The organism is Chryseobacterium bernardetii, assembly GCF_003815975.1.
Lineage (GTDB): Bacteria > Bacteroidota > Bacteroidia > Flavobacteriales > Weeksellaceae > Chryseobacterium > Chryseobacterium bernardetii.
In genome coordinates this window covers 3,942,527-3,968,876 of record NZ_CP033932.1, presented here as the reverse complement: position 1 = coordinate 3,968,876, position 26,350 = coordinate 3,942,527, and the positions used below count along the sequence as shown (strand labels likewise).

The window sequence follows — 26,350 nt, the reverse complement described above, 5'->3', positions numbered from 1 at the left end:
CTTTTACTTTGTTATTTGAATATAACGGTTAGGATTCCTACGGAATGATAATTAGAAGCTACATTCGCAAAATCTTCAGAAAAATCTATTACTTTTCAACTTGAGGAATTTCAATGGTGTTCAGCATCAGCTTATATTCCTGTAACTGATTATTAATTGTTGATAATCCCTGTTTGAAGAATGAAGATGTAGCAAAAAGCTGTTGATAATACTCTATTCCCTCCAGCATATTTTTTCTGAAGGTATTCCATTTCTTTGTTTGGGCATTTGTAATCTGTTGGGTTGTTGCTGCTATTTCTTTTTTCAGGTAATCAACATACATTTTCAGCTCGTTGATGAACATATTCGGACGGTTGTTATCGGGCAGAATATTGGTATTGCCATAAATATGCTTTACCATTTCCGAAAGAGAAACTTCCTTGTCAAAAAAAGCGATATTCGGCCCCGGGCAGATGACAACACCCTGCTTTTCTCCTTTAATTTCCATTCCCTGTTCCATATAGGCAGAATTGACAAGTCCAACGCAAAGGCAGGCTTTATCTGTAATTTCAGCTTTTCTTCTGTCAAATTCTTCTGTCGACAGTGTTTCTTTTTGGGTATAAAGTTCGTTCAGCTTAATATCCTGATATTTTCTGGAGGCTGTACACATCCCTTCCGGAGAATATTCTTTGCTTAATGCCAGTAGCTTTTTTGGACATGAACTTCCATACCTTCCTTTGGCTTCCTTTTGATTCTTCAACAGCTCATTAGAAGTTCCTTTTATGGTATTGAAAGGCACTCCCAAAGGGGAAATCTGGCTTAGATAAAAGTCTTTTTCTTTAGCTTTCAGAAGCAGATTCCGGGTTTCAGTATCTACGGAAGTGGCTTCAGGAACCAGTAAAAAAGGAGATCCCCATCCCACGCTGTCTACATTATAGGTATTTAATAAAAAATCATGCTCTTCAGAGGTGCCTACTCCTCCCTGTACGGTAATTTTCATTTCCAGAGGTTTGGACAGAACTGTTTTCCCTTTTTGTTCCAATGCACTGTTCATTAAAGTATAGGCAGACTGTATCAGCTCGTTCTTTTTCTGCCTGAATTCTTCCATGATAGGTCCCAATAGCATTCCTTCTGTAGCAAATGCATGACCGCCGCAATTCAATCCGGATTCTATTCTGTATTCCGAAACCCATAATCCTTTTTTAGCCAGATAATTTCCCTGGATCATTGCAGAACGGAAATCACTCACTTTAAGAATGATTTTCTTTTTCAGATATCCGTTTTCATCAGGATAAAAATCATCGAACTCCTCTATATAACTGTATAAACGAGGATTCATCCCTGCAGAAAGTACCATAGAGGAAGATAGTTTACTTTTTGCAAACCCGCGCAGTGAAGCATGCGCATCGTTATACATCACAGGAAGCTGTTCATTCTTTTTATAATTGTCTTTATCAACTTTTGTCATGATATTGACATCTATACTTCCCGGTAACAGGTTGGTTTCTATGAAGTTTTTGATTGCATCACTCCAGTTATCTGTTTGAGCAATAATGTTCTGAAGACTGTTTTTCAGGTCTGAAGTGTTGGGCAGCATGGCCACAAAATCTTTCAGAGCCTCTTTATTCTTACTGATTTCCTGTTTGAAAGATTCGAATTTTTCATTCACGATATCATCTACCATGTCCAGATAAGCAGTAATTCTTTTGGCTCTGTAATCTTCTGTTTTTGTTGATATTCCTGAATAATTTAAATTAAACTTCTGGTTGTAAAAGTTTTTCATTTTTTCCAGGATTTCATCATCAATGATGGAGATCACAGAAGAAATTCCATATTGTGCAACGCGGATTGGGCTGTCTATGGTATAAGCCAGTCCCATCACAGGAATATGGAAATTGTGTAACGGTTTAGTTGTCATTATGTTTCAATAAAAGTTTTACTTAATGCAACTAAAAATTCTTTCAACTAATTCACTGCCTAAAAATATTATTTTTTAATTAATTATGCATTAAATAATATCTTTAATATTAAAAATATGCTAAAAGTCATTTATAGGAGTTATTTGAATTTGTAGGATTACTTTTAAATAATTGAAAATTTAACATGTACTTTACAATCTAAAAAAAGTCTGCGAAATCAACAAGATCCGCGAGAGTTTATACCCTGTATAATAAAAAAGGTTTTATTTACCTTCAGTAAACAAAACCTTTAAAAATTATTAATGATAAGCAATTATTCCGCTTTATTTTTCAACATCATCAGGAGGCTGTAAGCTCCTTTCTGCACAATCTTTTTATCTTTTAAGAAGTCTGCTTTCAGAATTTCTGTAAACTGATCATCTGAAATTCCGGTAACCACAGGAATCATTTTATAGTTTGATTTTCCAAGGTCTTCAAAAACATAATTTTTGTTTTCAAAAGAAATTACGGCATCATTCGGAAGCCCTTGCGTATACCGGTTGCTGATATTCACTTCTGCATTCACGTACATTCCTTTTACGAATTCTGAGTTAACAGATGATAGTTTAGCAATAGCTGTTGCAGAGCCACCTGTTTCAATATTTGGAACTACACTAACAATTCTGGCACTGGACTTTATATCAGGCTTCTGATTATTGTAAACCAGAATTTCCCGTCCTACTTTTATATCATTAATATCATTTTCAAAGACCTTTAATTCTAAAAGTAACCCTGCCGGATTAATCAATTCAAATAATGTATCTGCCGGATTAATATACTGTCCGTTATTTACCATAATCTTACTTACAAAACCACTGAATGGGGCATACACATTAATTCTGCTTCTGATATTTCCTGTGTTTAAGCTTTTGGCACTGATGCCAATGATCTGTAATTTTTCTTCAAGCCCTCTCAATGTGGCATTTAAGGTTGAATAATCTGCCTGAGCGGTTTGAAGGGTTTTATCACTGCTTGCCTTGCTGGCATTAAGGTCTTTCTGACGGTTAAAGTTCAGCCTTGCAGCTTCAAGCTGTGCTTTGGTTACCAGATAATCCTGCTGAAGCTGGATGAATTGCGGGTCTTCTACTACAGCTAATACCTGACCTTTAGTGAAATGACTTCCATTCATCACATTGATAGATTTGATATGTCCGCCCATAATACTTGAAACGGAGCTGATATGGGATGGTGCAATCTCTGCTTTTCCATTCAGGCGGACCAGCTTTTCCATATTTCTGTCCTGGATGGATGTAGTGGTAATGCCTACAGACTGAATCTGCTGATTCGTCAGATGAACAGTATTTTCAGTTCCTTTAGCAAATTTTGTGTTTTCATATACGGTTTTTTCCTCTTCTTTTTTGCCTGTGCATGATGATAAAGCCAATATTAAAGCCAGACTGTATATTGATATTATTTTGAATTGCATGATTCTGTTATTTTGAAATTAAGAAATTAAGCTCTGCTCCTATCTGATTCAGCCTTTCAAGGCTGTCGATATAATCTGCTTTTGTTTTTACAGCCTGATTGACCAGTATTACCCAGTTCAGATAATCAATTTCTCCTACATCCATTTGTTTTTGGGCCGCTTTTAGGATGGTTTCAGATTTTGGGAGCTGTTTCTGTTTATAATTTTCAATGATTTTCTGCTGATTCATATAATTGCTCAGCTGTTGCACTAACCTGTTTCTCAGTTCAATTTCTTTTCTCTGGTATTGATTTTCAGAAATGGCAATTTTAGCTTCTGCGGCTTTTGCCAACGCTCTTTGTCCTTTGGTAAACAACGGAATTCCTACACCCACCTGAACTGAATTAAAGCGGTTGTTATTAATGTTTTTCATACTCTGATTGGTGTATCCGATAAGAAGTTCAGGCAGCAGTCTGCTTTTTTCAAGTTGTACTTCAGCCTCTCCTATTTTAATCTGCTGTTGCAGATACTGAAGCTCGGGATGCTTTTTTACCATTTCCTCCGAAACCTGAAGTCCGATATTCATTGTTGGCTGATCTGCAATGGGCTGATAAGCTGTTTCCGACTGAAGAAGCAGCTGGAGCTGCAATTTTGTAATATTCAGATCATTTTCAAGGGTATTCAACTGTACTTTTATCTGTTCTTTTTGAATTTCAGCAGTAGATTCTTCTAAGATATTGGCTTCTCCTTTTTTTAATCTTAAGCCGGCTTTATCAGCAAAGTTGGTGTACAGTTTACTGATGTATTCCAGCACTTTTTTCTTTTCCTGAAGCACCAGGATTCTGTAAAAAACATCACTGACCTCTTTGGTAAGCTGAGCTTTTGTAAGGTTCTGATTGATAACGCTTGCCGTCCATTCCGCATCCAGCATCTGTTTTCTCTTTGAATAAACGGTTGGAAAACTAAACCTTTGAGAAATTCCGAATGAATTATCCGTTTCTTCACCTTGAATCTGCCCGAATGCTCCTGTTATTTCCAGTTGGGGAAGATTAAGGTAACTGGCTTTTAATTTTTCCTGATAGTCAGAGATTAATTTTGAGTTTTTAAGTGTTCCGTTTTGTTGATAGGCTCTTTCAAGTGCCTGTTCAAAGGTGATATTTTCCTGAGCCTGGAAGCTTCCGAAAGAGATCATCAGTAAGAAAGCAGACCGTTTTTTATAGTTTATTTTTTTGGAGAATTTCATTTTATCTTTATTAATTTGTTCAAATAAGACGTAAAGAATTGGGAGTACAAACAGGGTTAAAAGTGTTGCAAGCATCAGCCCGCCAATCACTACTGTGGCTAGCGGTCTCTGTACTTCAGCTCCTGCTCCGTTACTGATCGCCATTGGAAGGAATCCTAATGAAGCTACAAAAGCAGTCATCAGGACCGGACGAAGCCTGATTCTTGTTCCCATTAATACAATTCTGCTGGTGTTGTTTATTCCGTTGTTTTTCAATCTGTTAAATTCTGATATCAAAACAATTCCGTTAAGTACAGCCACTCCAAATAATGCAATGAATCCAACCCCTGCACTGATGCTGAAGGGCATTCCTCTTAAAGCAAGGAAATATACACCGCCAATGGCTGATAATGGTATTGCTGTATAAATTAATAAGCTGTGTTTTACAGATCCAAATGCAAAGAATAGCAGTAAGAAAATCATCACCAGGGAAATAGGAACGGCAATGCCTAATCTTGCTTTAGCCTCATTTAGGTTTTCAAAAGTTCCTCCATAGGCAATGGTATATCCCGGTGAGAATTTAAGGTTTTTCCCTACTTTTTGCTGCAGTTCTTCCACAATGCTCTGAACATCCCTTTCTCTGGCATTAAATCCTATGATGATCCTTCTTTTGGTGTCTTCTCTCTGGATCTGGTTAGGGCTGTCTTTAAGTTCTACTTTTGCCAGCTGGGATAATGGGATCTGCTCTCCTGAAGCAGTAGGTACCAACAGATTCTGAATGCTGGTAATATCTTTTTTATAATCATTATCCATACGGACAACAATGTCAAATTTTTTCTCTCCTTCGTATAAAGCTCCTGCCGTCTGCCCGGCAAAAGCCATATTAATCACTCTGTTGATCTCTCCCACAGAAATATTGTATCTTGATAATTCTGAGCGGTTGTAATCAATAACAACCTGTGGAGCTCCTTCAACAGGCTCTATATAAAGGTCCTGTGCTCCTTTTACCGTATTGATGATGCTTCCAAGCTTTTTGGCATAGGTAGTGAGGCTGTCAAGGTCTTCCCCATAAATTTTACAGACCACATCCTGCCTTGCCCCGGTCATCAGTTCATTAAAACGCATCTGTACCGGGAACTGGAAGCTGGTAGTTAACCCGGGAATGACGCTTAATGCCTTGCTCATCTTTTCAGAGAGTTCAGGGAATGATTTTGCAGAGGTCCATTCTTTTTTAGGTTTTAAAACAATAATCATATCACCAGCATCCATTGGCATAGGTTCTGTCGGGATCTCGGCACTTCCGATCTTTACAACGATCTTCTGAACCTCGGGAAACTGCTTCAACAAGATACCCGAAGCCTGTGTGGTTACCTTTTTGGTCTCATTGATATTACTTCCCTGAAGAATTCTCATTTCAACTGCGAAATCCCCCTCTTCCAGAGATGGAATAAACTCTCCACCCATTCTTGATAGAGTGAAAACAGCTCCTGCAAAAAGAATAAGAACACCCAAAATGATTGTTTTTCTGTATTTCAGAGCTTTTATCAGGAATTTCTGATGTCCTGTTTCCACTTTGGCCATTACCCTGTCGGAAATATTGTCTTTTTCTTTTTTCTTTCTGCTTAATACCAGTGAACTCATCATAGGAATATAGGTAAGGGAAAGGATAAATGCTCCAATTAATGCAAAAGCTACTGTTTGAGCCATAGGTTTGAACATTTTTCCTTCAATCCCCTGCAGGGTAAAGATCGGAAGGTATACGATAAGGATAATGATCTGCCCAAATACCGCACTGTTAACCATTTTGGTAGCAGAACTGGATACCTGGCCATCCATTTCTTTTTTGCTGAGCATGTTGTCCTTTCCAAAATGTTTTTTATGAGCCAGCTGATGCAGAACAGCTTCCACAATGATAACGGCACCATCTACAATAAGGCCGAAGTCCAAGGCTCCAAGGCTCATCAGGTTACCTCCAACGCCGAAGATATTCATCATAATAATGGCAAACAGCATGGCTAAAGGAATTACAGAGGCTACCAATAACCCAGCTCTAAAGTTTCCAAGGAATACAACCAGGATGAAAACTACGATCAATGCACCTTCCATAAGGTTAGTTTTTACCGTACTGATGGTATTGTTCACCATTTTAGCACGATCCAGGAAAGGTTCAATTACAACACCTTCCGGTAAAGATTCCTGGATCTTCTCAAGCCTTTGCTTAATGTTACCTATAACTTCGTTGGCATTTTCTCCTTTAAGCATCAGTACAATGGCTCCGGATACCTCTCCCGAATCATTATAGGTCATGGCACCATACCTTGTTGCATATCCGATCTTTACAGAAGCTACATCTTTAATGCGAACCGGGATGCCTTCTCTGGTTTTAGCTACCTGAATATTCCCTATATCTTCTTTGGTTCCCAAAAGTCCTTCACTCCGGATAAAAAGAACCGTTTCTTTCTTTTCAATATAGGCCCCTCCGGTATTCTGGTTATTACTTTCCAATGCAGAAAATACATCGTTGATATTGATATTAAAGGCCTGAAGTTTATTGGGGTTGATAGCAATCTCATACTGCTTCAGTTTTCCTCCGAAACTGCTGACGTCTGCCACTCCTTTGGTTCCGAGCAATTGTCGTCTGACTACCCAGTCCTGAATAGTTCTCAGTTCCGTTTCGTCATATACGTTTTCATAGCCTTTCTTGGCTCTCACCACGTATTGGAAGATTTCTCCCAACCCGGTTGAAATAGGTCCCAGTTCAGGCTTCCCAATTCCAGCGGGAATATTGTCCTGAACGAGCTGCAATCGCTCCTGAACCTGTTGGCGGGCCCAATACACATCGGTATCATCGTCAAAAACAACAGTTACCAGTGATAACCCAAATCTTGAAAGACTTCGGAGTTCGGTGATTCCGCTGATGTTGCTGGTTGCCTGCTCAATGGGAAATGTTACGAGACGCTCTATATCTGCAGCTCCGTAAGAAGGTGCGGTGGTAATAATCTGTACCTGGTTATTGGTGATATCAGGCTGAGCATCAATGGGTAATCTGGTGGTTTCATATACTCCGAAAAGGACTAATCCTATAGTGAACAGAGCAATGATGAGTTTATTCTTTACAGAAAACTCAATAATTTTGTTTAACATGAAAAATTATTAATGGCTAATCTGTAGTATGCTTATTCCGGAAGTTTACAAAAGAAGAAAATCAAAGATTTTCATAGATCTATTGAATAAACAGGCAGAATGATATTATACTGCAGATTTGATTGATAAGTAATAAGAATCTGTTGTTTCAAGTAAAACTTAAAACATTAATTTTTAATTTAAATCCGTTAAGAAAGCCGTGGAGGCTGGAAAATACTGGAAAGGTAAAGGTCTGAGAAATCTTTTTCCTTGTAAATACTGTTTTTTTGAGGAATTCGGACTTCCTTAGGTTTTTTGATCTCAAAGGTATAATCAGGAAGCTGAGCATGTACAGTAAGTACGATAGGTGGATTGATAAATGGTAGCTCTTGGTCCAGATCCCAGTCAGCATCTTTTTTATGGTTATCATAATGTTCCATAACGAACTCTGAAAGATTTCCTTCATATTCCATAAAATGTTCGATAAACATAGGCACCTTCAATACTTCCCCCATATTGGTGGTAGCCAGCACATACATCATTGAACATATTATGGAGAACCATTTTAACATTCCTGCAAATATAAGGCTTAAATTTTTCCTGAGAAAAATGTAAAAGATTAATTTTTGTTTAATAAAGAGGTTTTTTGACCGTTTTATACAATATCTCAAAGCTTAGATTTAAGCCTGCTCAAGGTTTCCTGGGAAATATTAAGATAAGAAGCCACCATTTTATTGGAGAGTCTGCGGACAATCATAGGATTTTCTTTCAGTAGCTGACGGTATTTTTCCAATGCATCCTGAACAAGAAAAGACATCAGCCGTTTAGTATTGGTTATATAAGCTATTTCCAGGTAAATTCTGTAGAATTTTTCCCATTTTGGTACAATGTCCAGCAGGTGGTAAAAGTCTTTGTGAGTAATATAATAGATTTCAGTGTCTTCCACAGCCTGAATGAACTCTTCGGATGGCTCGGAAGTGATAAAGCTTACCAATGCCGTTGCAAACTGATTTTCAAAAGCAAAATAACGGGTAGATTCTTGCCCGTCTTTATTGATGAAGAATATTCTTAGGCAGCCTTTAGCCACAAAAAAAGTCTTTTGGCTGAATTGTCCGTTAGTGAGCAGCAGTTCATTCTTTTTTAATGCAATAGGCTTAAAATAAGACAGAATAGTTTCCATCTCGTTATCTGTTACCGATATTTTATCTTTAATATATAAAACCAGTTGTTCTTGCATGTATTTGAGCTAATCATCAGCAAATGTAGTGATAAATGCTCTGTTTTTGCCTGTTTGTTTTACGTAGATAAAATAAGTATTGCTCAGTCGAAATCTAAAAATCCGTTGGTAAGCTGTCTCCACTGAATTTTAGCGATTCCCATCATTCCTCCTATGGCTACTGCTAAATTTCGTATAATATCAATGAAGTTGGCATTAAGGTTTGGAGATTCATTCCTGCCGTATACAGCTGCCTTTAAATGAGTGGAATACCTCTGGATCACAAAAGAAGAAGTGGCTTTAGAACTGTAAAAATGGGCAATATGACTGCTTTTATCAGTAGGATTCCTGGAAGGTCTGCAGGTCATTACAATACTTTCCGAATGGCTATCTTCATAATAGCAGATATCAACCACTTCTACCCAATCATACCCTTTGGCTTCTGTTTCTCCGGGACCGGGAATGTTAATCCTGACAAAGTCTCCTTTTTGTGGATCCCGCTCAACCGGACTGCCATTGGATGAATAGAGTTTAAAATCTGCAAACGCTTCTCCGCAATAGCTCTTCCATTGATTGACTGAGAAAAACCGCTTTTTTAAGGCCTCATATTTTAGCGGAATTAATGCCTTTTCAAACTTCACATATGTTTCTGTGTCATGGAATCCCCCTGATTTTTGTTCTGGAACTCCTTTAATCTGTTTTGGCTTCATCTCTTTTTGACCAAATTAAAATAATTTATTCACTTTTTTTTATGACCCGGATCACGTTTTTACTTTTCATTGTAAAGATTCTGTCTTTTTTGATGGTCAGTTCAAATGAGTGGTATTTTGCTTTTAGATTATCGATTATCTTGATGTTATATTGAGTCCAGAGTTTTTTTTGTAAAAACTGCTTTATAGATGAATTGTGGTTTGGTGGAGTTATTTGTATGATGGGATTATGTTTCAAAATGTTAAGGAAAATCAGAATATTTTAATGAATGATGATTTTTATCTAAAATCAATATTTTTTAAAAAAAATACACATACGATGTATTGCATAATATAAATTTTGCTTATATTTGTGAATCGAAATAATTTTTTTTCATCATTTGTGTTTTTTTAAGGTCTCCACACTTGGAGGCCTTTTTGCTTTAATTAAGTATATAGTTAAGAATTTCCTATTAATGTGATAAATGATAAAAAAGAGAATTATTCTTTACAATAGAAGATATAAGTGCTTTTATATAGCCGGATATAATTATTTTTAATGTTAATAAATCCCTTTTACTGTTCCTAGGTTAATGTTTTTCATAAAATCTGTCGGTCTGAAATGCATTACAGACTGGAAACTTCTGGTGTATGCCTGTACACTCTTATACCCTACTTTAAAAGCTGTTTCTGAAATCGTAAAACTTTCTGAGCTTAAAAGTTCAAGGCTTTTAATAATACGGAGCATCTGTTGGTATTTGCTTACTGTGAGACCTGTCTCTTTTTTGAATATTCTTTCCAGGCTCCGGGAAGAAACCAGGGCAAGTTCACTTAGGCTTTCTATTTTTATTGCTGTATTATAATGACCATGAAGGTATTCAATTACTTTTTCCAGGCGTTTATCTTTTGGCAGACAGATGTGTAACTTCAGAGAATGTTCTACAAAGTGAGGAAGTTCATTAAAAAGTGCTTTTAAGAATACCATTTCATCTGTATTTTTTTCCTTTAATTTAGACCACTTTTCAGCATACTTTATCATTTCCCTCAATACCGGAGGAACAGAAAATACAATTACCTCATCATAAAAGGAATTGTGTCTGTCTGTATCGGCAAACATAATCATCAGCTTGATCTTTTCAGAATGGGAGTTGGTCTTATGTATGGCATTTGACGGGATCCAGGCTGCGTGATTTTGAGGAAGAAGATAAATTCTTTCCTCAATCGTGATATACTGAAAGCCGCTTTCTACAAAGACCAATTGACCTTTTTTATGCTGATGGAGAACATTGTCATGAACCCAGTTTTCTTCAAACCATACAAAATAAGGCTTTTTAAGTTCATCTATTTTGATACTGTCGTTAGCATTCATGTCGTTTCAGGTTAAAACTTTGGCAAAATTAAACAAAATTACTATGTTAATTTTGTGCAAAAAGTTTTACTATGATGAAGAACGAAGTAAGAAAGAATGTTTCTTATGGTTTAATGATCCTGAATGTGTTGGTGGTAATACTGATCTCCAGTAATCTTCGATCGCCTATTGTTGCTGTGTCTCCGGTACTTGGGGATGTGAGGGATGCTTTGAAGCTGGATAATTTCCAGGTGAGTCTTTTAACTTCTATTCCACTTTTTATGTTTGCAGTGTGTTCCGTTTTGGTGAGCCGTTTTTCCAATAAGTTCGGGATCAGTAAACTGCTGATGTATTCTCTTATTATTCTGAGCTTTGGCCTGTTCCTGAGAATCTCAGGCTCTCTTTGGCTGTTGTTTGCAGGTTCGGTATTTATTGGTTTGGGAATCTGTATCGGAAATGTGGTGACTCCCGGATATGTTAAAAATAATTTTCCGAAGCAGATTGGTTTAATGACCGGAATTTTTGCTGTTTCTATGAATCTTACGGCTGCTCTGGCTTCAGGTTTCAGTGTTAGAATCGGAGAATGGACAGGATTCGGATGGAGAGGTTCTCTTGGGATCTGGCTGGTGATTGCTGCTTTAGGTTTTGTGGTGCTGATTCTTGAAATGCTGTTTAACAGAAAGAATTCTGAACAGCCTAAAACAGCTTTGGGAACTTCTGATTTTAATATGTTTAAATCTTCCCAAGCCTGGAATATCAGTATTTTTATGGGGTTACAGTCTTTGTTTTATTATTGTATGGTGACATGGCTGCCTTCATTTCTCACAGATTATAACATGTCTGGTGAAAGTTCGGGATGGGTACTTTTTGTGATTCAGGTTACAATGATTCCGGTAACATTCTGCTGCCCGATTATTGCCAGTAAAATGAAAGATCAGAGAATAATGATTCTGTTTATCTGTACACTGATGTTTGGAAGCACCATGATGTTTGTATTTCTGAAATCTCAATGGATCTATGTAAATGCTGTTATTATAGGGCTTTCTAACGGATTATCATTTAGCCTGTCTATCCTGTTTTTCTCTACAAGAACCCAAAGCAGTATCAATGCAGTTAAGATTTCCGGAATGGCGCAGTCTGTAGGTTACCTGATCGCAGCATTCGGACCTCCGGTATTTGGAAAGCTGCATGACTGGGATATTTCCTGGAATACTTCATTTTACTTTCTGAGTGTTGCCGTATTAATAATGCTATATTTCGGACTGAGAGCTGCCAGGAATAAATATGTAGAAGATTAGGATTAGATTCAAACAAACCTTATAGGCTTTCGGAATCTATAAGGTTTGTCTGTAAAAAAAGATACCTAATCTTTAAACTGATCCAAAACTTCCAGAATATTTTGATATACTGTGTTTAATTCTTCAGAAGATATACAATACGGAGGTACCAGATAAAGAATGTTTCCTAAAGGCCGCATGATAATTCCTCGCTGTAAAAACTCATTATAGAGCTTTTTCCCAATTTCATTAAAATATGATGTTCCCTGTCCGGTTTGAAAGTCAAAAGCCAGAATAGTTCCTATCTGACGCGCGTTTTCAACTTTTGGATGTGAAGTCAGTATTTTGATAAACTCTGAATGTTGCTGAGAAATACGTTTGATATTCATTTGGGTTTCTTTTTGAAGTAATAATTCCATGCTGGCTAATGCTGCGGTACAGGCTAATGGATTAGCGGTAAAGGAATGTCCGTGGAATAAAGTTTTATATTTGTCATCAGACCAAAACGCGTCATAAACCGTTTGGGAACATGTTGTAATTCCCATAGGCATGGTTCCGCCTGTAAGTCCTTTAGAAAAGCACATAATATCCGGCTTTTCGGTAAGATAATGGGCCGCGAAGAGTTTTCCGGTTCTTCCAAAGCCTGTAAAAACCTCATCCTGAATCATCAGGATTTCCTGTTCTCTGCAGAATTTCATCAGGTTATTAAGGTCTTCAGCATTATACATCAACATGCCTGCTGCACCCTGAATTAATGGCTCGTAAATGAAACAGGCCACTTCATCGGCGATCTCTTTAATCTGAGACTGTAAACTCTTTAGGTTTTCTGCATTGGGAGTATCAATAAAAACCACTTCAAACAGTCTGCTTTCAAAAGGTCTGGTCCAATAGCTTTTTCCGCTTACAGACATAGCTCCAAAGGTATCGCCGTGGTATGCATTTTTAAAAGCAAGGATTTTTGTTTTTTCTTTTCCCTGATTGTGTGCATATTGAATACACATTTTTAAAGCAACTTCCACCGCAGTAGAACCATTATCAGAATAGAAAACCTTGTTCTGATTGTCAGGCAGAAGTTGTAGTAAATTCTCTGAAAGCTGTGTAGCTGGTTCATGGGTGAATCCTGCAAAAATAACCTGTTCCAGCGTATTAAGCTGTTCAAATATCCGTTGGGCGATATAAGGATGTGAATGGCCATGCAGGGTTACCCACCAGGATGAAACAACATCCATATATTTTTTACCTTCATTATCATAAAGATAAAGCCCTTGTCCTTTAACAATTGGGATAATTTCATCAGCCGTTTTCATCTGGGTGTAAGGATGCCAGTTGACGGCTTTATCTCTTTGTTGAAGGCTTATTTGTGTTACTGTATCCATATATTGGAGTATTGATGATTTTAAAGTTACTGTTGAATTTTTCGGTTTAACGCAGCGTTCGTAAAGGCATTTCATTCAGCCAGATTTTGTCAGATATGCTTTTTTTGCCGAATGCAATGCCAATATGCAGTTTCATTATGTATCGCTGCGGTCTTAACGTTATAAAATTCAAGATGCTCAATGTTAAAATTCAGAAACTCATCTTTTTAATTTTTAACAATAGGTTTCTTTTTTCACCATGGGTTTTAATCCTAGGGTCTGCAGCATTTGCATATCTTCGGAAACACCCGGATTAGGTGTTACCAGTAATGTTTCTCTTTCACCGGTAAAGATAGAGTTGGCGCCGGCCATAAAACACCATGCCTGTTCTGTTTCAGTCATTTCTATACGGCCAGCACTTAGTCTTACCATAGATGATGGCATTACGACTCTTGCAGTAGCGATCATTCTTACCATTTCCCATGGATCTACTTTCTCGTTATTTTCCAATGGAGTTCCTTCTACCCTTGCCAATGCGTTAATTGGTACAGATTCCGGATGCTTAGGCATTGTAGCTAATGTTAAGAGCATGGAAATTCTGTCTCTGTGGGTTTCTCCAAGCCCGATAATTCCACCGGAACATACTGTAATGCCTGCTTTTCGGACGTTGTTAATAGTATTGATCCTGTTGTCAAAAGTTCTGGTGGATATGATTTCTTCATAATATTGCTCTGAAGTATCGAGGTTGTGGTTGTAAGCATATAATCCTGCCTCCTGAAGTCTTATAGCCTGCTCTTCGGTAAGCATTCCCAGGGTGCAGCATACTTCCATGCCAAGGTCGTTCACTCCTTTTACCATATCGATGACCCTGTCAAAATCGCGGTTGTTTCTAACCTCACGCCATGCTGCTGCCATGCAGAATCGGGATGATCCATTATCTTTTGCCTTTTGAGCATGGGCAATCACAGTTTCAGTGGGTAACAGAGCCTGTACTTTGATATTGGTATGATAACGTGCAGCCTGCCCGCAGTATGAGCAATCCTCCGGGCAGCCTCCGGTTTTAATGGATAATAAAGTTGAAATCTGTATCTCGGATGGATCATGCCATTCGCGGTGTACAGTGGCTGCCTTATAAATAAGTTCCATGAGTGGTAAATGATAAATTTCCTCTATTTCTTCTTTGGTCCAGTTGTTTCTGATGCTTGTTGTTTTATCCATTATCATAATTTTGTTATTGTTAATTGTTTTGTAATAGCTGTGATGTGTTCTTTATCCAAACTTTTTATTTCGGGTATTTTGATAATTTTTGTTTCTTTTGTAATGAAGTTTAAGATCACCCTTTCGGTATCTTCGGGAAACTCACCGTTGAAGATTAGGTAATCCAGTGTAATATTTCTTTGCTGTAAGGCTGATATTGATAATAAAGTATGGTTAATACAGCCTAGATAGTTTCTCACTACAAGTGCAGCAGAAAGTTGTAGCTTTTTAATCAGGTCAATCATAAAAATATCATCTGAAAGCGGTACCATAAGGCCTCCTGCTCCTTCTACGATCAGTGTATTCTGAGTTTCCGGGAGTTGAAAATCATCAAGACGGATCTGTATGTTTTGAGCCCTTGCGGATTGATGGGGGGATGCGGCCAATTGGAGACGGTATGTTTCAGGATGGCAGAACGTATGGTCAGTCCAGGTTTCGATTTTATTCGTGTCTGTATAATGCAGGTCTCCTGACTGTATCGGTTTCCAGTAATCTGCTTTAAAATATTGTACTAAAATGGCGGAACAGACTGTTTTTCCAATTTCAGTTCCTATTCCTGTTATAAATAATTTCATACGGTATATTGAGTTAAGTCATGTGAAGGTCTAAGGCTCCATTTTCTGCGTTGTTATTTTTAAATGAAATCTTTAATTATTTCTGTAAGCCTGATAATCTCCTTTTCTGTATTAAAGCTGTGGAGGCATATCCGGAGTCTTTCGGTTCCTTCTTTTACGGTTGGGCTGTAGATGGCATAAGTTAAAAATCCTTCCTGTGATAAGGTATCCTGTAAAAATTGTAATTTCTGATTGTCTGGAATGATAATCGCCTGCACCGGACTGCCTTCCCAGGATGGAGACCGAAGTTCCCGGCTTCGGAATATTTTTATATTTTCCTGAAGCTGTATGGATAATTCTTTATGATCTTCCAGAAAATCGTAACCTGCTTTGATGCTCATCCATTGAAAGCTTTGGGCGGAAGTGGTATAAATAAATGGAGAAGCAAAATTGACCAGATAAGATTTTATAATATCATTGCACAATATTGCTGCACCATGAGAGCCTAAAGCCTTGCCATAAGTGATTACATTAGCTGTTACCTTATCCTGTAAACCGTATTGACTCACCAAACCATTTCCAAAAACACCGAATGCGTGGGCTTCATCTACTATTAAATATGATTCATACTGCTTGGCCAGATCTGCAATCTCACGAATCGGAGCAAGATCACCTTCCATAGAATAAAGACTTTCTATAGCAATATAACAATGTCCTTTCTGTCTTTTTAAAATACTTTCCAGACCTTCAATATCATTATGCCTGAACTTTAATTTTCTGGCATTTGACATTTTACAGGCATCATGTACGGAACGATGAATCTGTTCATCTGCAATAATTGTATCATGACGGTCCGGAAGTGTGGAGAACAAGGCTAAATTGGCATTATAACCTGATGGAAACAGTAATGCAGAAGAAAACTGATGTTTTTCCGCAATAAAATCCTCTGTAGAATCTGCGATCTGACTGTTTCCGCTGATCAGCCTTGAACCTGTGCTTCCGGAAAGCCATTGAGGGTTCTTATTAATCTTCTCCAGCATTATTGTTTGAAGTTTTTTATTTCCTGCCAATCCTAAATAATCATTGGAACAGAAATCAATTCCTTCAGCTTTTTGCTTTAAAGTTCTTAAGGTTCCCAGCTGATTTCTTTTACGGAGTGCTTCCTGAAAACGGGTTATGTTTTTAAGCATAGTTCAGTAAGGTAACTTCTTCTGTAATAGCATTAATCCATTGCTGATGCAGTTTTTTTTCTATTTCCAGAATATGATCTGCATGCAGCTGCCAGTTTTGAGAAAATTCATGGAGTTGGTTAATCATTTCTTCCAGATGTCCTTCTTCTTCCAGGATAATAGATTTTACCATGATTTTAGAGGCTTCTTCTGTAAGAACTTCCTGATAAACAGGATAAAGTTTATCAGCACGTACTTCAATAGCATAGGTTACAAAAAGGTAGGCGGCATATTTGAGGTCTTCTTTGCTAAGCTTAAAAGCCTCCTGAAGGTATCTGCAGGCCTTAATATCCAATGCGTGCAGATATTGCCTGGTAGCAACGGCAGCAAGAAGTTCCCTGCTTTCATAGGTTTTGCAGAGTTCCTGATCTATTTTCCCGATCTGTTTTTTTAGATAATAGGCATGACGGTGTTCTTCGGCAGCATGTTTAAGCTGAATCTGGGTAACCAAAACCGGATGTTCACATTTTGATATTTTTCTTGCACCGGCATTTTCCATAAAAGAAAGGGTGTTCAGCCATTTGGCATGGGTACGCTCATCCTGTACTATTCTTTTGAGCAGATGATGAAATTCCATAGATTTTTATTTTGAGGTCAAAAGTAGTATATTGCCGGATGGTTCTATGGTGCCAGTTTTTACATTATGGATAGTCCGGTTAAAATTCCTTATGAAAGTTTTATTAAAATAGATAGAAAATCTGAGACTTCAATCTATCTGCAAATTGCTAATCAATTGGTGAATGCCATTCAAAGAGGTTTTTTGCCGTTTGGAACCAAGCTTCCGGGCACCAGAGCCTTCAGTGAGATCCTGGATGTACACAGAAATACAGCAGTAGCAGTATATGATGAACTTTCTGCACAGGGCTGGGTGGAGAGTTTTCCCAATAAAGGAACATTTGTGATTGGAAAAGAGCAGGAAAAGCCCGTTAAAGTTAAAGATTTTGCAGAAAATAGCCTTCAGAACTACCCTAAGACCACCGGTTTCACTTTTAAAACCTCTAATATCTTAGATAATCCTTTTGAACATTCAGATTGTGAATATGTCTTTAATGATGGTGTGCCCGATATCAGGCTTACTCAGATAGGGCAGCATTCGCGGTATTACAGCTCTATCCTTAAGAGAAAGTCGACCCAGAAAGGGCTTGGACATTATAATCATGATGGGAGTGAGTTTTTTAAAGAGCACTTGTCCCGTTATCTCAATTTATCCCGTGGACTGCCCATCTCTAAAAACAATCTTCTGATTACAAGAAGTACGGAAATGAGTATTTATATTGTTTCCGAAATTCTTTTATCCGCAGGGGATACAGTTCTGGTAGGTGATTTGAGCTATTTTTCCGTTAATATGATCTTTCAGAAGGCAGGCGTTTCTATTGTTACCCTCCCTATTGATGAGGATGGAATTATTGTAGAAAGTGTACGGGCTGCCTGTAAAAAACAGAAAATAAGGATGCTTTATCTTACCCCGCACCATCACTACCCTACAACTGTGGCTTTAAGTGCACAGCGTCGCCTGGAATTGCTGGAACTGGCGAATGAGTATGGGTTTGTAATTCTTGAAGATGATTATGATTATGAATTCCACTATGATAAAAGCCCCATTCTGCCTTTGGCAAGTGCTGATACGAATGGAATGGTGATCTATATAGGGTCTTTCGGAAAATCACTGGCACCGGGATTCAGGACCGGGTTCATTGTAGCGCCTGAAAACCTGATGGCGGAAATGCGGAAACATCTCGGGATCATTGATCGCCAGGGTGATATTCTGATGGAAAGAACATTGGGAGAAATGATTGAGGAAGGAGAAATCAACCGCTATCTGAAAAAATCTTTAAAAGTTTATCAGGAAAGGCGGGATCATTTCAGTGTCCTGCTTTATGAAAATCTTGGTGATCTGATTACATTTGAAAGACCTTCCGGAGGGCTTGCCATCTGGATGGAATGGAATGTGCCCGTTAATCTGATGCAGCTGAGCCGCAAATGCGCTCAGGACAATCTTTTTATTCCGAAAACACTGCTTTACCAAAATAAAAACCTTACAGCGATGAGGCTGGGTTTTGGTGATATGAGCTTTGATGAAATGGAAAAAAGTATTGATATTCTTTCTGAAAATGTAGCCCATTTCATTTAACTGCTTTCTATGAAATGCTCATAACAAAAAAATCCTTTTTAAGAACAATGCTTAGAAAGGATTTTATAAGTTTTAAATGATCTGTGTATTATTTGAAATATTTATCAAACAGAGCCAGCTGTTCAGAAAGTGAACGGCTCCAATATGAAGTATCATGAACTCCCAAAGATTCTATATAAAGATGCTGGATCTTTTGTTCAGTGAGTTTTGTATGGAATTTTCTGTTTTGTCCTATCATCTGTTCATCTTCCGTACCACAGTCGAAAATATAATGCTGCCCGGCTGTGGCCATTAATTTGATCCTGCTGTCAGTAAGAAAATTAGGATTCAGAGATTCCATAGGGCCTAGTACTTTATTTACCATGTATTTATTGTACCCTTCTCCGAATGAGTTAAAATCTAATGCTCCGCATGAACTACCCACAATTCCAAATGTTTTGTTATAGGTAACACCAATATTTGTAGCCCCGTAACCTCCCATACTCCATCCCAAAATTCCACGGAATTTCTTTTCAGCTTTTACCGGATAATTTTTATCAATAAAATCCACAAGTTCTTTTCCGATAAAAGTTTGGTACTGAGAATCTTTAACAATAGGGCTGTCTACATACCATGAACTATAGTTTCCGTCAGGTAATACATAAATGGTTTTGTACTGCTGGGCTTTCTGAGCTAAGTCAGGAATATCTTCCTTTATAGTTCTGTCCGGATTACCGCTGAAGCCATGAAGGATATAGACAGATGGATACTTTGTATTGGGCTGTACGTCAGGAGTAATAATGATTGTTTTGATCTTTTTATTCATTTTGGGACTGAAAACTTCCTGATGAATGATCTTTTGTGCTGAAATCTGTGCGAAGACTGTAAAAGCAACAATGCTGATTAACTTTTTCATGCTTTAAAATTTAATTAATGATGAAAGATCATGTCCTTTGATACATTTAAGGTATTTCACTTAAGCAGTCAATGGCCAATGATCTTATAACAGGGCAAAATTGCACCACAAAAAAATAAAAAGCCTCAACAAATGTTGAAGCTTTTATTCAATTATTTATTTATACCGTTCCTGTGATCAGTATTTCCACAGCATTAATCCTGCCTGGTAACCTGCTCCTAACGTCCATATGAGAATATGTTCACCCTCCTGAAGTTTTCTTATTTTTCTTTGGTATTCATGCAAAGCCAGAAAAGGACTTGAAGAACCGGTATATCCTACTTCCCGTGCATAGAAAGGAACTTTTTCCGGGGGTAAATTGAAATGTTCAATAATGGTATTGATATTTTTTATTGAAAACTGTGAGAATAAGAACAAATCAATTTCTTCAACAGTGAGCTGGTTTTGTTCTAAAAATTGAGTCATGTGGGTTAAAGCAAAATCTACACTTCCGCTTCCGTCAAAACGTTTATCCCATATTGTCACATCATTATGATGCTGGCAGGCGTATCCTTTGGGAGGATATAAGACGGTATCGTGAAAACTGCTGTCCGTATGGTACATAACATCCATTAATCCTGATGATGAGGAATCTTTTTCCACAATAAAAGCAAATGAGGAATCTGAAAAACAAAATGCTGTCACCGGATTTTCAGGATCCAGTATTCTGGAAAGCCTTTCTGAACATATTACCAATGCTTTATGAGCTGTAGAAGATCCTTCCAGGTATTTTGAAACCTGATCCAGGGCTGCAAAAGCTCCGATACAGTTAGCATTGATATCATAACATAATGTATTGGGTTTTCCTTCCAGGGCCTGATGTATTTTTATGGAATCACAGGGAATATGATGTTCAGGTGTACTGGTTACAAATACAATTACACCTATTTCCTGAATTGAGGTTTTGCTTTCTCTGAGTACACCTTTAGCTGCTTCAATTCCCATAGAAAGAGTCGTTTCGTCAGCATCATCAGTCAGAATAAAACGATTATTTCTGCCCAGTGCATTCTGAATCTTCTGCATGGAGATGTTCTGCTGTTCGAAATGTTGTATAATGGCTTCATTGTTTTCCATGTGTTCCGGATGATAGAAATAAGTGTGCTGCAGTTTCATGATAGTCTGAATGTTTAGTTGATTTTGAGTTAAGATTATACAATAATTCTCTATATTGAGATTTATTGTAAATTTAAAAAAATATACTGCACTAAAAACTGTATTAAGAAAAATTATTCTATCAGATAACTTTCCTATTCAGAGATAAATGGGAGTTTTGGAAATGGGAATAAAAAATTGATGGTATTATCTGTTGATTTCCTTTTTTATCCGGCTGAGCTGTGTAGGGGTTATTCCTAAATATGATGATATATGATGCTGTTTTAGCCTGTTATGCAGCGATTTATTTTCAAGTAATAACAAATACCTTTGTTTTGCAGTTTCAAATTTTAAGGAAACTTCAAGAGGCTCTTTTTTTACCACCCAGTTTTTCTCCAGATACCTTATATGAAAAAGAGCAAGATCATGATACTTTTCCAGCAGCTCCCGATAGGCTTTAACCGGATATTTGATGACTGAGCAATCTTCAAGGGCAATAATACTGAAATCACTCGGTTCATTTTTAATAATGGCAGATGTGGAAGCTACAAAGCTGTTCTCTTCAAAGAAAATCTTATAAATGGAATTGCCTTCCTCATCAATTGTATAATAGCCAATTAATCCGGATTGCAGGAAATAATAATACCTTGCCATGCTCCCGGATTCCAGCAGGAAATCATTTTTTTTGTACAGTTCTTCACTGCAGATACTCATCAATGCTGCAGTAGTCTCTTCTGATAATGGATAATAGCTGTTGATTTGCTTTAAAAACTCAGAACTGTTCATTTTTTAAGTTAAAGTAAAAATTAATCTTCAGGAAAACAATCACTTTTTTAATCAAGGATTTTCTTCATCATCAGATCAGTCTGTTCTTCATTCCCAAGCCTGAAAATGTGCTTATCAAACTCAACAAATCCGTTTTTCCTGTAAAAGTTTAAAGCCCTCAGGTTTTCTTCCCAGACTCCCAGCCACAAATATGATTTTTCGAGTTGTTGGGCAATGCTTAGCGTCTGGTCATAAAGAAGCTGGCCTACTTTTTTACCATGATGGCTTTGCTTCACATAAATCCTTTCAATTTCAAGGCTGGTATCATCCTGTAACTCTGTCTGTGCTTTACCGGTATTCACTTTCAAATACCCAACAGGATTGTCTTCTTCCCAGGCAATATAAAAATGAGAATCCGGATTTTTCAGTTCAGCAGTTACCTTTTCTGTATTGAAACTTTCTTTCAGGTATTTTTCCATGGCTTCTTCTGTATTGTCTTTTGCAAAAGTTTCAGAAAAAGTCTGGATACCCAGCTTCTGGATAATGTCCGTATCTTCAGCAGATGCTTTGTTAATAATAATTGATGCCATTTTTAATTTAAGGTTTTATGAAAATAATATTTTTTTGAATGCTTCTGAAGCTAAATGTACCTGCACACTCCAATCATCGGCAGCATCGCTTCCTGCATCATCAGAGATGTATTTTAAACATAGAAACGGAATGTTCTCTTTTTGGGCAATTAATGCCAAGGGATAAGCTTCCATATCTACGATATTGTAATCGGTTTCAGAATGATTCATTTCAAAACTATCGCCGCTTCCACAGATTCCTTCTTTCAGGCTGTCCATTTTCAGACCGTATTCCAACACTGGCGGAATTCCTGATAATGGGGTTTCATACAGTTTAAAGCCTAAACCCCTCACATCCATATCTCTCTGGATAAACTTTGTACAGCAAACCACTTCTCCTTTATGAAAGCCTTTGCTTCCCGCAGAACCCAGATTCACAATTAATTTCGGTTTTCTGGTATGAATTTCTTTGGTAAGCTCTATGGCAGCATTCACCTTTCCGATCCCTGTTATTAATTTATTTTTTCCATCGAATACCGTTCCCGCCTCAGAATCCAGTGCAAAAACAAATAGAGTGTCTGCAACATGAAAATGAATATCATTATTAATTTTTATCATTGAAAAATATAGATTTGTACTGTTGTACAAAGATACGAGAGTTTTGCCGGATATAATAGAGTGTTAACTGTTTTCATAATCTTTTGGATAAATTTCAGCACGAGCTGCATTAATTTTTCACAAGCAAATTGAATGTGCTGCCCTAATCAAGTTATTAAAATAAAACCCCAAACTAAAAAGTCTGGGGTTTTATATGATTAAATGCTGCATCCGTCAGCATCACAGGAAGCTCCGTTATTTCCCGAGAGATCCTTAAAAGGACTTACTGTTTCTTTATAAGTCTGTTGTAATGCATTTTCAAATACTTCCACCGGCTGGGCTCCTGAAACCGCATATTTACCGTTCAGAACAAAAAAAGGAACTCCTGAAACCCCATTATTTCTTGCTTCCATTATATCCTGGTTTACCTCATAATCCATTTGATCAGTAGTGATAGCTTCTTTTGCTTCTTCCTGGGCAATGCCTAAGTTTGCAGCAAGAGAAATCAATACCTCAGGATCACCCACATTTTTTCCGTCAATAAAATGAGCGATAAATAAAGCTTCTTCCATTTCATTGGACTTGTTATGCTTCTTAGCTAAATGAAGCAATCTGTGAGCGCTGAAAGTATTGGTGATCAGGGTCTTTCCAAAATCAAAGTCAATACCTGCTCCTTTTCCCATTTGGGTAACCTGAGCCAGCATCTGATTGGCCTGGGCTTCACCCACTCCTTTTTTCTCTCTGAAATATTGAATAGTATCCTGAGTTGTATTGGAGTCTAAAGTCGGATCAAGCTGAAAGCTTTTCCACTCTACTTCTACTTCATCCTTAAATGGCAATTTTTCCAATGCCTGTTCAAAGTTATTTTTTCCGATATAGCAAAACGGACACATTACATCCGACCAGATTTCTATTTTCATTCTATTTAATTTTAATTCGAATTGAGTATTGCAAAGATACGGAATTATTTTAATGTAATAAAATTTGTTACATTTATTTAAGGCTGCCCGAATAAGCTGTTTTCTTTTCAAAAATATTTCTTGCAATCATCATCAGAAATGCGATAGCTCCAAAAATAAAGCCAATCCAGGGGGTATATTCTACTCCTTCAGTGATAATAATCCAGCCTCCAACTGTAGTTCCTAAAGTAATGCCCAGATTTCCAAATGAGGTGGCGAGGCTGTTTGCAAATTCCAAAGCATCGGGGGCAGCAGAAATCATGTACGTAGAAGCGTTAAGGAAGCTTGGAGAATAAAAGAATCCCCAAATTCCTATAACGATAACGGTTGCCGGGAAATTTCTATCCGAGATATATAATAATACAGGAATCAGCAATGTTCCGGAGAGGAAGAATGCAAGCGTTGCAGTTACATTCTTATTGAGCATTTTACCCGCTGTTCTGTTAGCTATAATGCCTATGAATCCAAACAGGAAGAGTATATAACTTACCATTGCTGTATCCATTCCTTTAGCCTTCTCCAGATAATCTGCAAAATAACTGTAGGTAGAAAACCAGGCAGTAATCATAAAAAAGTTTGTGAGTATGCTTAAAATAAACGGCGGTTGTTTTAAAATCCTGATTTGGCTTCCGTAAGATTTCTTCTCTTTAACAGGCATGGAAGGAAGAAGAAAATAAATAACTCCTAACGCAATCAGGCTTACAACAGCTTGTACTATAAACGAATATTCCCATGAATACAGCCCCGAAATCCAGGTAGCAAAAGGAACTGTAGTAACCATTGCTATGGCTACACCATTGAAAACAATACTCATTTGTTCGTTCTTTCTATTATTATCAGCTCCGGATACTGCAACAGACAATGCTGTTGCAATATACACGGGCTGTAAAAATGCTGGAAGAATCCTTACGGTCAGCAACAGCCAGAAAGGAGGTGAAAGAGAAGAAATAATACCCGTTACCAGAAACATAAGAATAGCGATTATCATGATCTTTTTACGGTTAGTTCCTGAGGTGAGTAATGTTATGAATGGTCCTGTAAGTGCAATAACCAAAGCAAAAGCACTTAAAAGATAACCTGCTTTATCTATGCTGATGCTATAATGTCTGGCGACCTGTGGCAGAATCCCAATGATTCCAAACTCTGTAGTAATCACAGCAATAAATCCCAAACATCCGATATAGGCGTACTTTTTCATTATTTCTATGGATTGGGTTATTTAAAGTGCTGTTTTGCAAAATCTGCCATTTCATTAATCGCCAGCTGGGTTTCTTCCAAAATTTCTCCCATATGCATAAAACCATGAACCATATCCCTGTAAAAGCTTGTTGTGAGGGAGACTCCTGCATTTTGCATATTTTCAGAGAGGTGTCTTGCATCATCCGCTAAAGGATCATGTTCAGCAATAATAATCAATGTGGGCGGAGTATTTTTGAAATCCTTTATTAAAACAGGAACCGCCAGTGGGTTGTTGCTTTCTTTCTTGGGAAGGTACCAGTTCCAGGCATCTATTCCACCCTGCTTATGAAGAACCGGTCCGTTTTCATAGATTTCCCAGGTTTTCGTATTAAGCTGGTTATCCACAGCAGGATAAATCAGAGCCTGAAACCTGAAGCGCTCTCCTATCTGGGTAGAGACGGCCGTTGATAAAGCCCCACCGGCACTGTCTCCTATAATGCCTATCTGAGTCTGGTCAATTCCTAAGGAATCTGCGTTTTGTATGATCCAATGCACTGTGTTAAGGCAATCATTCAAGCCTGCAGGAAAAGGATGTTCCGGAGCAAGACGATAATCTATAAAAATGACAACAGATCCTGTAGCATTGGCCAATTTACGGACAACTGCATCATGAGTTTCATACCCTCCGGCGATAAACCATCCGCCATGGATATAAATAATTGCTGATGATCTGTGAACGGTTTTTCCTTTTGGACGATATATTCTGATTGGGATCTGGTGATCTTCATGGGAAATATCCAATTCTTCAATCATAGCAACGGCCTCTTTTTTAGCACTTAGCTGTAAAGACATCGCTTCAAGGTATTTACGGGTATCATCCAAAGGATTTTTAGGGTGGAATGACTGTATTTTTCCTAAATGGTTTAAAATCTGGCTGATTTTAGGTGTCAACTGCATTTTGTTTTAATTTTAAGTTATTTGATTTGCAGTGAACAGTAGCGCTATTGTTATTGATCTGCTTTTGTAGGGGCAAATTTAGTTTTCAAGTCTTACATTTGCACTATAAACAGTCCAATGTATGGTACTGACAAATTTGTAAGTATGGGTAAGATAAAAGAGAATTCCACCAATAATATCAATAAACAATATATATACGAATGTGATCTGAGCTATGCCGTGTGTAAAATTGGCGGAAGATGGAAGCTGTTTATTCTGAGTAGATTAAAAGATGATAAACTGCGCTTCAGTGAACTTAAAAGAGCCATTTCAGGAATTACAGAAAGAATGCTTACACTTCAGCTGAAAGAGCTGGAAAAGGAGGGCCTGATAAAAAGGACAGTGTATGCGGAAGTTCCGCCAAGAGTAGATTATGAACTTACTGATATTGCCAGAGAATTGATTCCTATATGGGATGCATTAAATACTTGGGGCGGAAAACACAGGAAGTTTATTGAACAACAGGAACAATCTGAAGAATAATTTTTAATAAATACAAACTGTAAATCTTTTTTT

The 26,350-nt window shown here is 37.6% G+C and carries 23 protein-coding genes; 3 read left to right on the top strand and 20 right to left on the bottom strand.

Annotation, left to right across the window (positions count from 1 at the left end; all coding sequences use genetic code 11):
- Positions 1–88: 88 nt before the first annotated feature.
- From EG339_RS18025 to EG339_RS17995, 7 genes are all read right to left on the bottom strand, one after another.
- Positions 89–1,897: a hypothetical protein gene (locus EG339_RS18025; RefSeq protein ID WP_123871311.1), complete on the bottom strand. Its 1,809-nt coding sequence runs from the start codon at positions 1,895–1,897 to the stop codon at positions 89–91.
- Positions 1,898–2,211: 314 nt separating this feature from the next.
- Positions 2,212–3,363, bottom strand: coding sequence for an efflux RND transporter periplasmic adaptor subunit (locus EG339_RS18020; protein ID WP_123871310.1), 1,152 nt, complete (start codon positions 3,361–3,363; stop codon positions 2,212–2,214).
- Between the two features lie 7 nt (positions 3,364–3,370).
- Positions 3,371–7,708 (bottom strand): CusA/CzcA family heavy metal efflux RND transporter, encoded by a 4,338-nt coding sequence (locus EG339_RS18015; RefSeq protein WP_123871309.1) that lies wholly within the window; start codon positions 7,706–7,708, stop codon positions 3,371–3,373.
- Between the two features lie 188 nt (positions 7,709–7,896).
- Positions 7,897–8,259, bottom strand: coding sequence for a hypothetical protein (locus tag EG339_RS18010; protein WP_123871308.1), 363 nt, complete (start codon positions 8,257–8,259; stop codon positions 7,897–7,899).
- 95 nt (positions 8,260–8,354) lie between these two features.
- Positions 8,355–8,924 carry a Crp/Fnr family transcriptional regulator gene (locus EG339_RS18005; RefSeq protein ID WP_123871307.1) on the bottom strand — a complete coding sequence of 190 codons (570 nt, stop codon included), beginning with the start codon at positions 8,922–8,924 and terminating at the stop codon, positions 8,355–8,357.
- 83 nt (positions 8,925–9,007) lie between these two features.
- Complete coding sequence (locus EG339_RS18000; RefSeq protein WP_123871306.1) at positions 9,008–9,613, bottom strand: hypothetical protein; 606 nt, start codon at positions 9,611–9,613, stop codon at positions 9,008–9,010.
- A gap of 541 nt (positions 9,614–10,154) precedes the next feature.
- Entirely contained in the window at positions 10,155–10,961 is an 807-nt protein-coding gene (locus EG339_RS17995; RefSeq protein WP_123871305.1) for a helix-turn-helix domain-containing protein, read from the bottom strand.
- A gap of 71 nt (positions 10,962–11,032) precedes the next feature.
- Between EG339_RS17995 and EG339_RS17990 the strand changes: the two genes are divergently transcribed.
- Complete coding sequence (locus EG339_RS17990; RefSeq protein ID WP_228459016.1) at positions 11,033–12,238, top strand: CynX/NimT family MFS transporter; 1,206 nt, start codon at positions 11,033–11,035, stop codon at positions 12,236–12,238.
- 65 nt (positions 12,239–12,303) lie between these two features.
- On the opposite strand, the gene bioA is transcribed toward EG339_RS17990, so the two are convergent.
- From bioA to EG339_RS17965, 5 genes are all read right to left on the bottom strand, one after another.
- Entirely contained in the window at positions 12,304–13,593 is a 1,290-nt protein-coding gene (gene bioA, locus EG339_RS17985) for an adenosylmethionine--8-amino-7-oxononanoate transaminase (RefSeq protein WP_123871304.1), read from the bottom strand.
- Positions 13,594–13,806: 213 nt separating this feature from the next.
- Complete coding sequence (gene bioB / locus EG339_RS17980; RefSeq protein WP_123871303.1) at positions 13,807–14,790, bottom strand: biotin synthase BioB; 984 nt, start codon at positions 14,788–14,790, stop codon at positions 13,807–13,809.
- A gap of 2 nt (positions 14,791–14,792) precedes the next feature.
- Complete coding sequence (bioD, locus tag EG339_RS17975; protein ID WP_123871302.1) at positions 14,793–15,404, bottom strand: dethiobiotin synthase; 612 nt, start codon at positions 15,402–15,404, stop codon at positions 14,793–14,795.
- 59 nt (positions 15,405–15,463) lie between these two features.
- Positions 15,464–16,573, bottom strand: coding sequence for an aminotransferase class I/II-fold pyridoxal phosphate-dependent enzyme (locus EG339_RS17970; protein WP_123871301.1), 1,110 nt, complete (start codon positions 16,571–16,573; stop codon positions 15,464–15,466).
- Entirely contained in the window at positions 16,566–17,189 is a 624-nt protein-coding gene (locus EG339_RS17965) for a hypothetical protein (RefSeq protein ID WP_123871300.1), read from the bottom strand. Before EG339_RS17965 ends, EG339_RS17970 begins: the two co-directional genes overlap by 8 nt.
- Positions 17,190–17,255: 66 nt before the next feature.
- Between EG339_RS17965 and EG339_RS17960 the strand changes: the two genes are divergently transcribed.
- The gene (locus EG339_RS17960) at positions 17,256–18,743 is read left to right on the top strand and encodes an aminotransferase-like domain-containing protein (protein WP_123871299.1); all 1,488 of its coding nucleotides are present in this window, start codon (positions 17,256–17,258) and stop codon (positions 18,741–18,743) included.
- Positions 18,744–18,831: 88 nt separating this feature from the next.
- On the opposite strand, the gene EG339_RS17955 is transcribed toward EG339_RS17960, so the two are convergent.
- From EG339_RS17955 to EG339_RS17920, 8 genes are all read right to left on the bottom strand, one after another.
- Positions 18,832–19,638, bottom strand: a complete 807-nt coding sequence (locus EG339_RS17955; protein WP_123871298.1) for an alpha/beta hydrolase — start codon at positions 19,636–19,638, stop codon at positions 18,832–18,834.
- A gap of 177 nt (positions 19,639–19,815) precedes the next feature.
- Complete coding sequence (locus tag EG339_RS17950) at positions 19,816–20,790, bottom strand: ketoacyl-ACP synthase III (RefSeq protein ID WP_123871297.1); 975 nt, start codon at positions 20,788–20,790, stop codon at positions 19,816–19,818.
- Positions 20,791–20,976: 186 nt separating this feature from the next.
- Positions 20,977–21,555 (bottom strand): Crp/Fnr family transcriptional regulator, encoded by a 579-nt coding sequence (locus tag EG339_RS17945; RefSeq protein ID WP_123871296.1) that lies wholly within the window; start codon positions 21,553–21,555, stop codon positions 20,977–20,979.
- Positions 21,556–21,602: 47 nt separating this feature from the next.
- Positions 21,603–22,124 carry a GNAT family N-acetyltransferase gene (locus tag EG339_RS17940; protein WP_123871295.1) on the bottom strand — a complete coding sequence of 174 codons (522 nt, stop codon included), beginning with the start codon at positions 22,122–22,124 and terminating at the stop codon, positions 21,603–21,605.
- Between the two features lie 15 nt (positions 22,125–22,139).
- Entirely contained in the window at positions 22,140–22,721 is a 582-nt protein-coding gene (locus EG339_RS17935; protein WP_123871294.1) for a 5'-methylthioadenosine/S-adenosylhomocysteine nucleosidase family protein, read from the bottom strand.
- Positions 22,722–22,918: 197 nt separating this feature from the next.
- Entirely contained in the window at positions 22,919–23,620 is a 702-nt protein-coding gene (locus EG339_RS17930) for a DsbA family oxidoreductase (RefSeq protein WP_123871293.1), read from the bottom strand.
- 73 nt (positions 23,621–23,693) lie between these two features.
- Positions 23,694–24,857, bottom strand: a complete 1,164-nt coding sequence (locus EG339_RS17925) for an MFS transporter (RefSeq protein ID WP_123871292.1) — start codon at positions 24,855–24,857, stop codon at positions 23,694–23,696.
- 17 nt (positions 24,858–24,874) lie between these two features.
- Positions 24,875–25,795 carry an alpha/beta hydrolase gene (locus EG339_RS17920; RefSeq protein WP_123871291.1) on the bottom strand — a complete coding sequence of 307 codons (921 nt, stop codon included), beginning with the start codon at positions 25,793–25,795 and terminating at the stop codon, positions 24,875–24,877.
- A gap of 144 nt (positions 25,796–25,939) precedes the next feature.
- On the opposite strand from EG339_RS17920, the gene EG339_RS17915 reads away from it, so the two are divergent.
- Complete coding sequence (locus tag EG339_RS17915; RefSeq protein ID WP_123871290.1) at positions 25,940–26,317, top strand: winged helix-turn-helix transcriptional regulator; 378 nt, start codon at positions 25,940–25,942, stop codon at positions 26,315–26,317.
- Positions 26,318–26,350 lie beyond the last annotated feature (33 nt).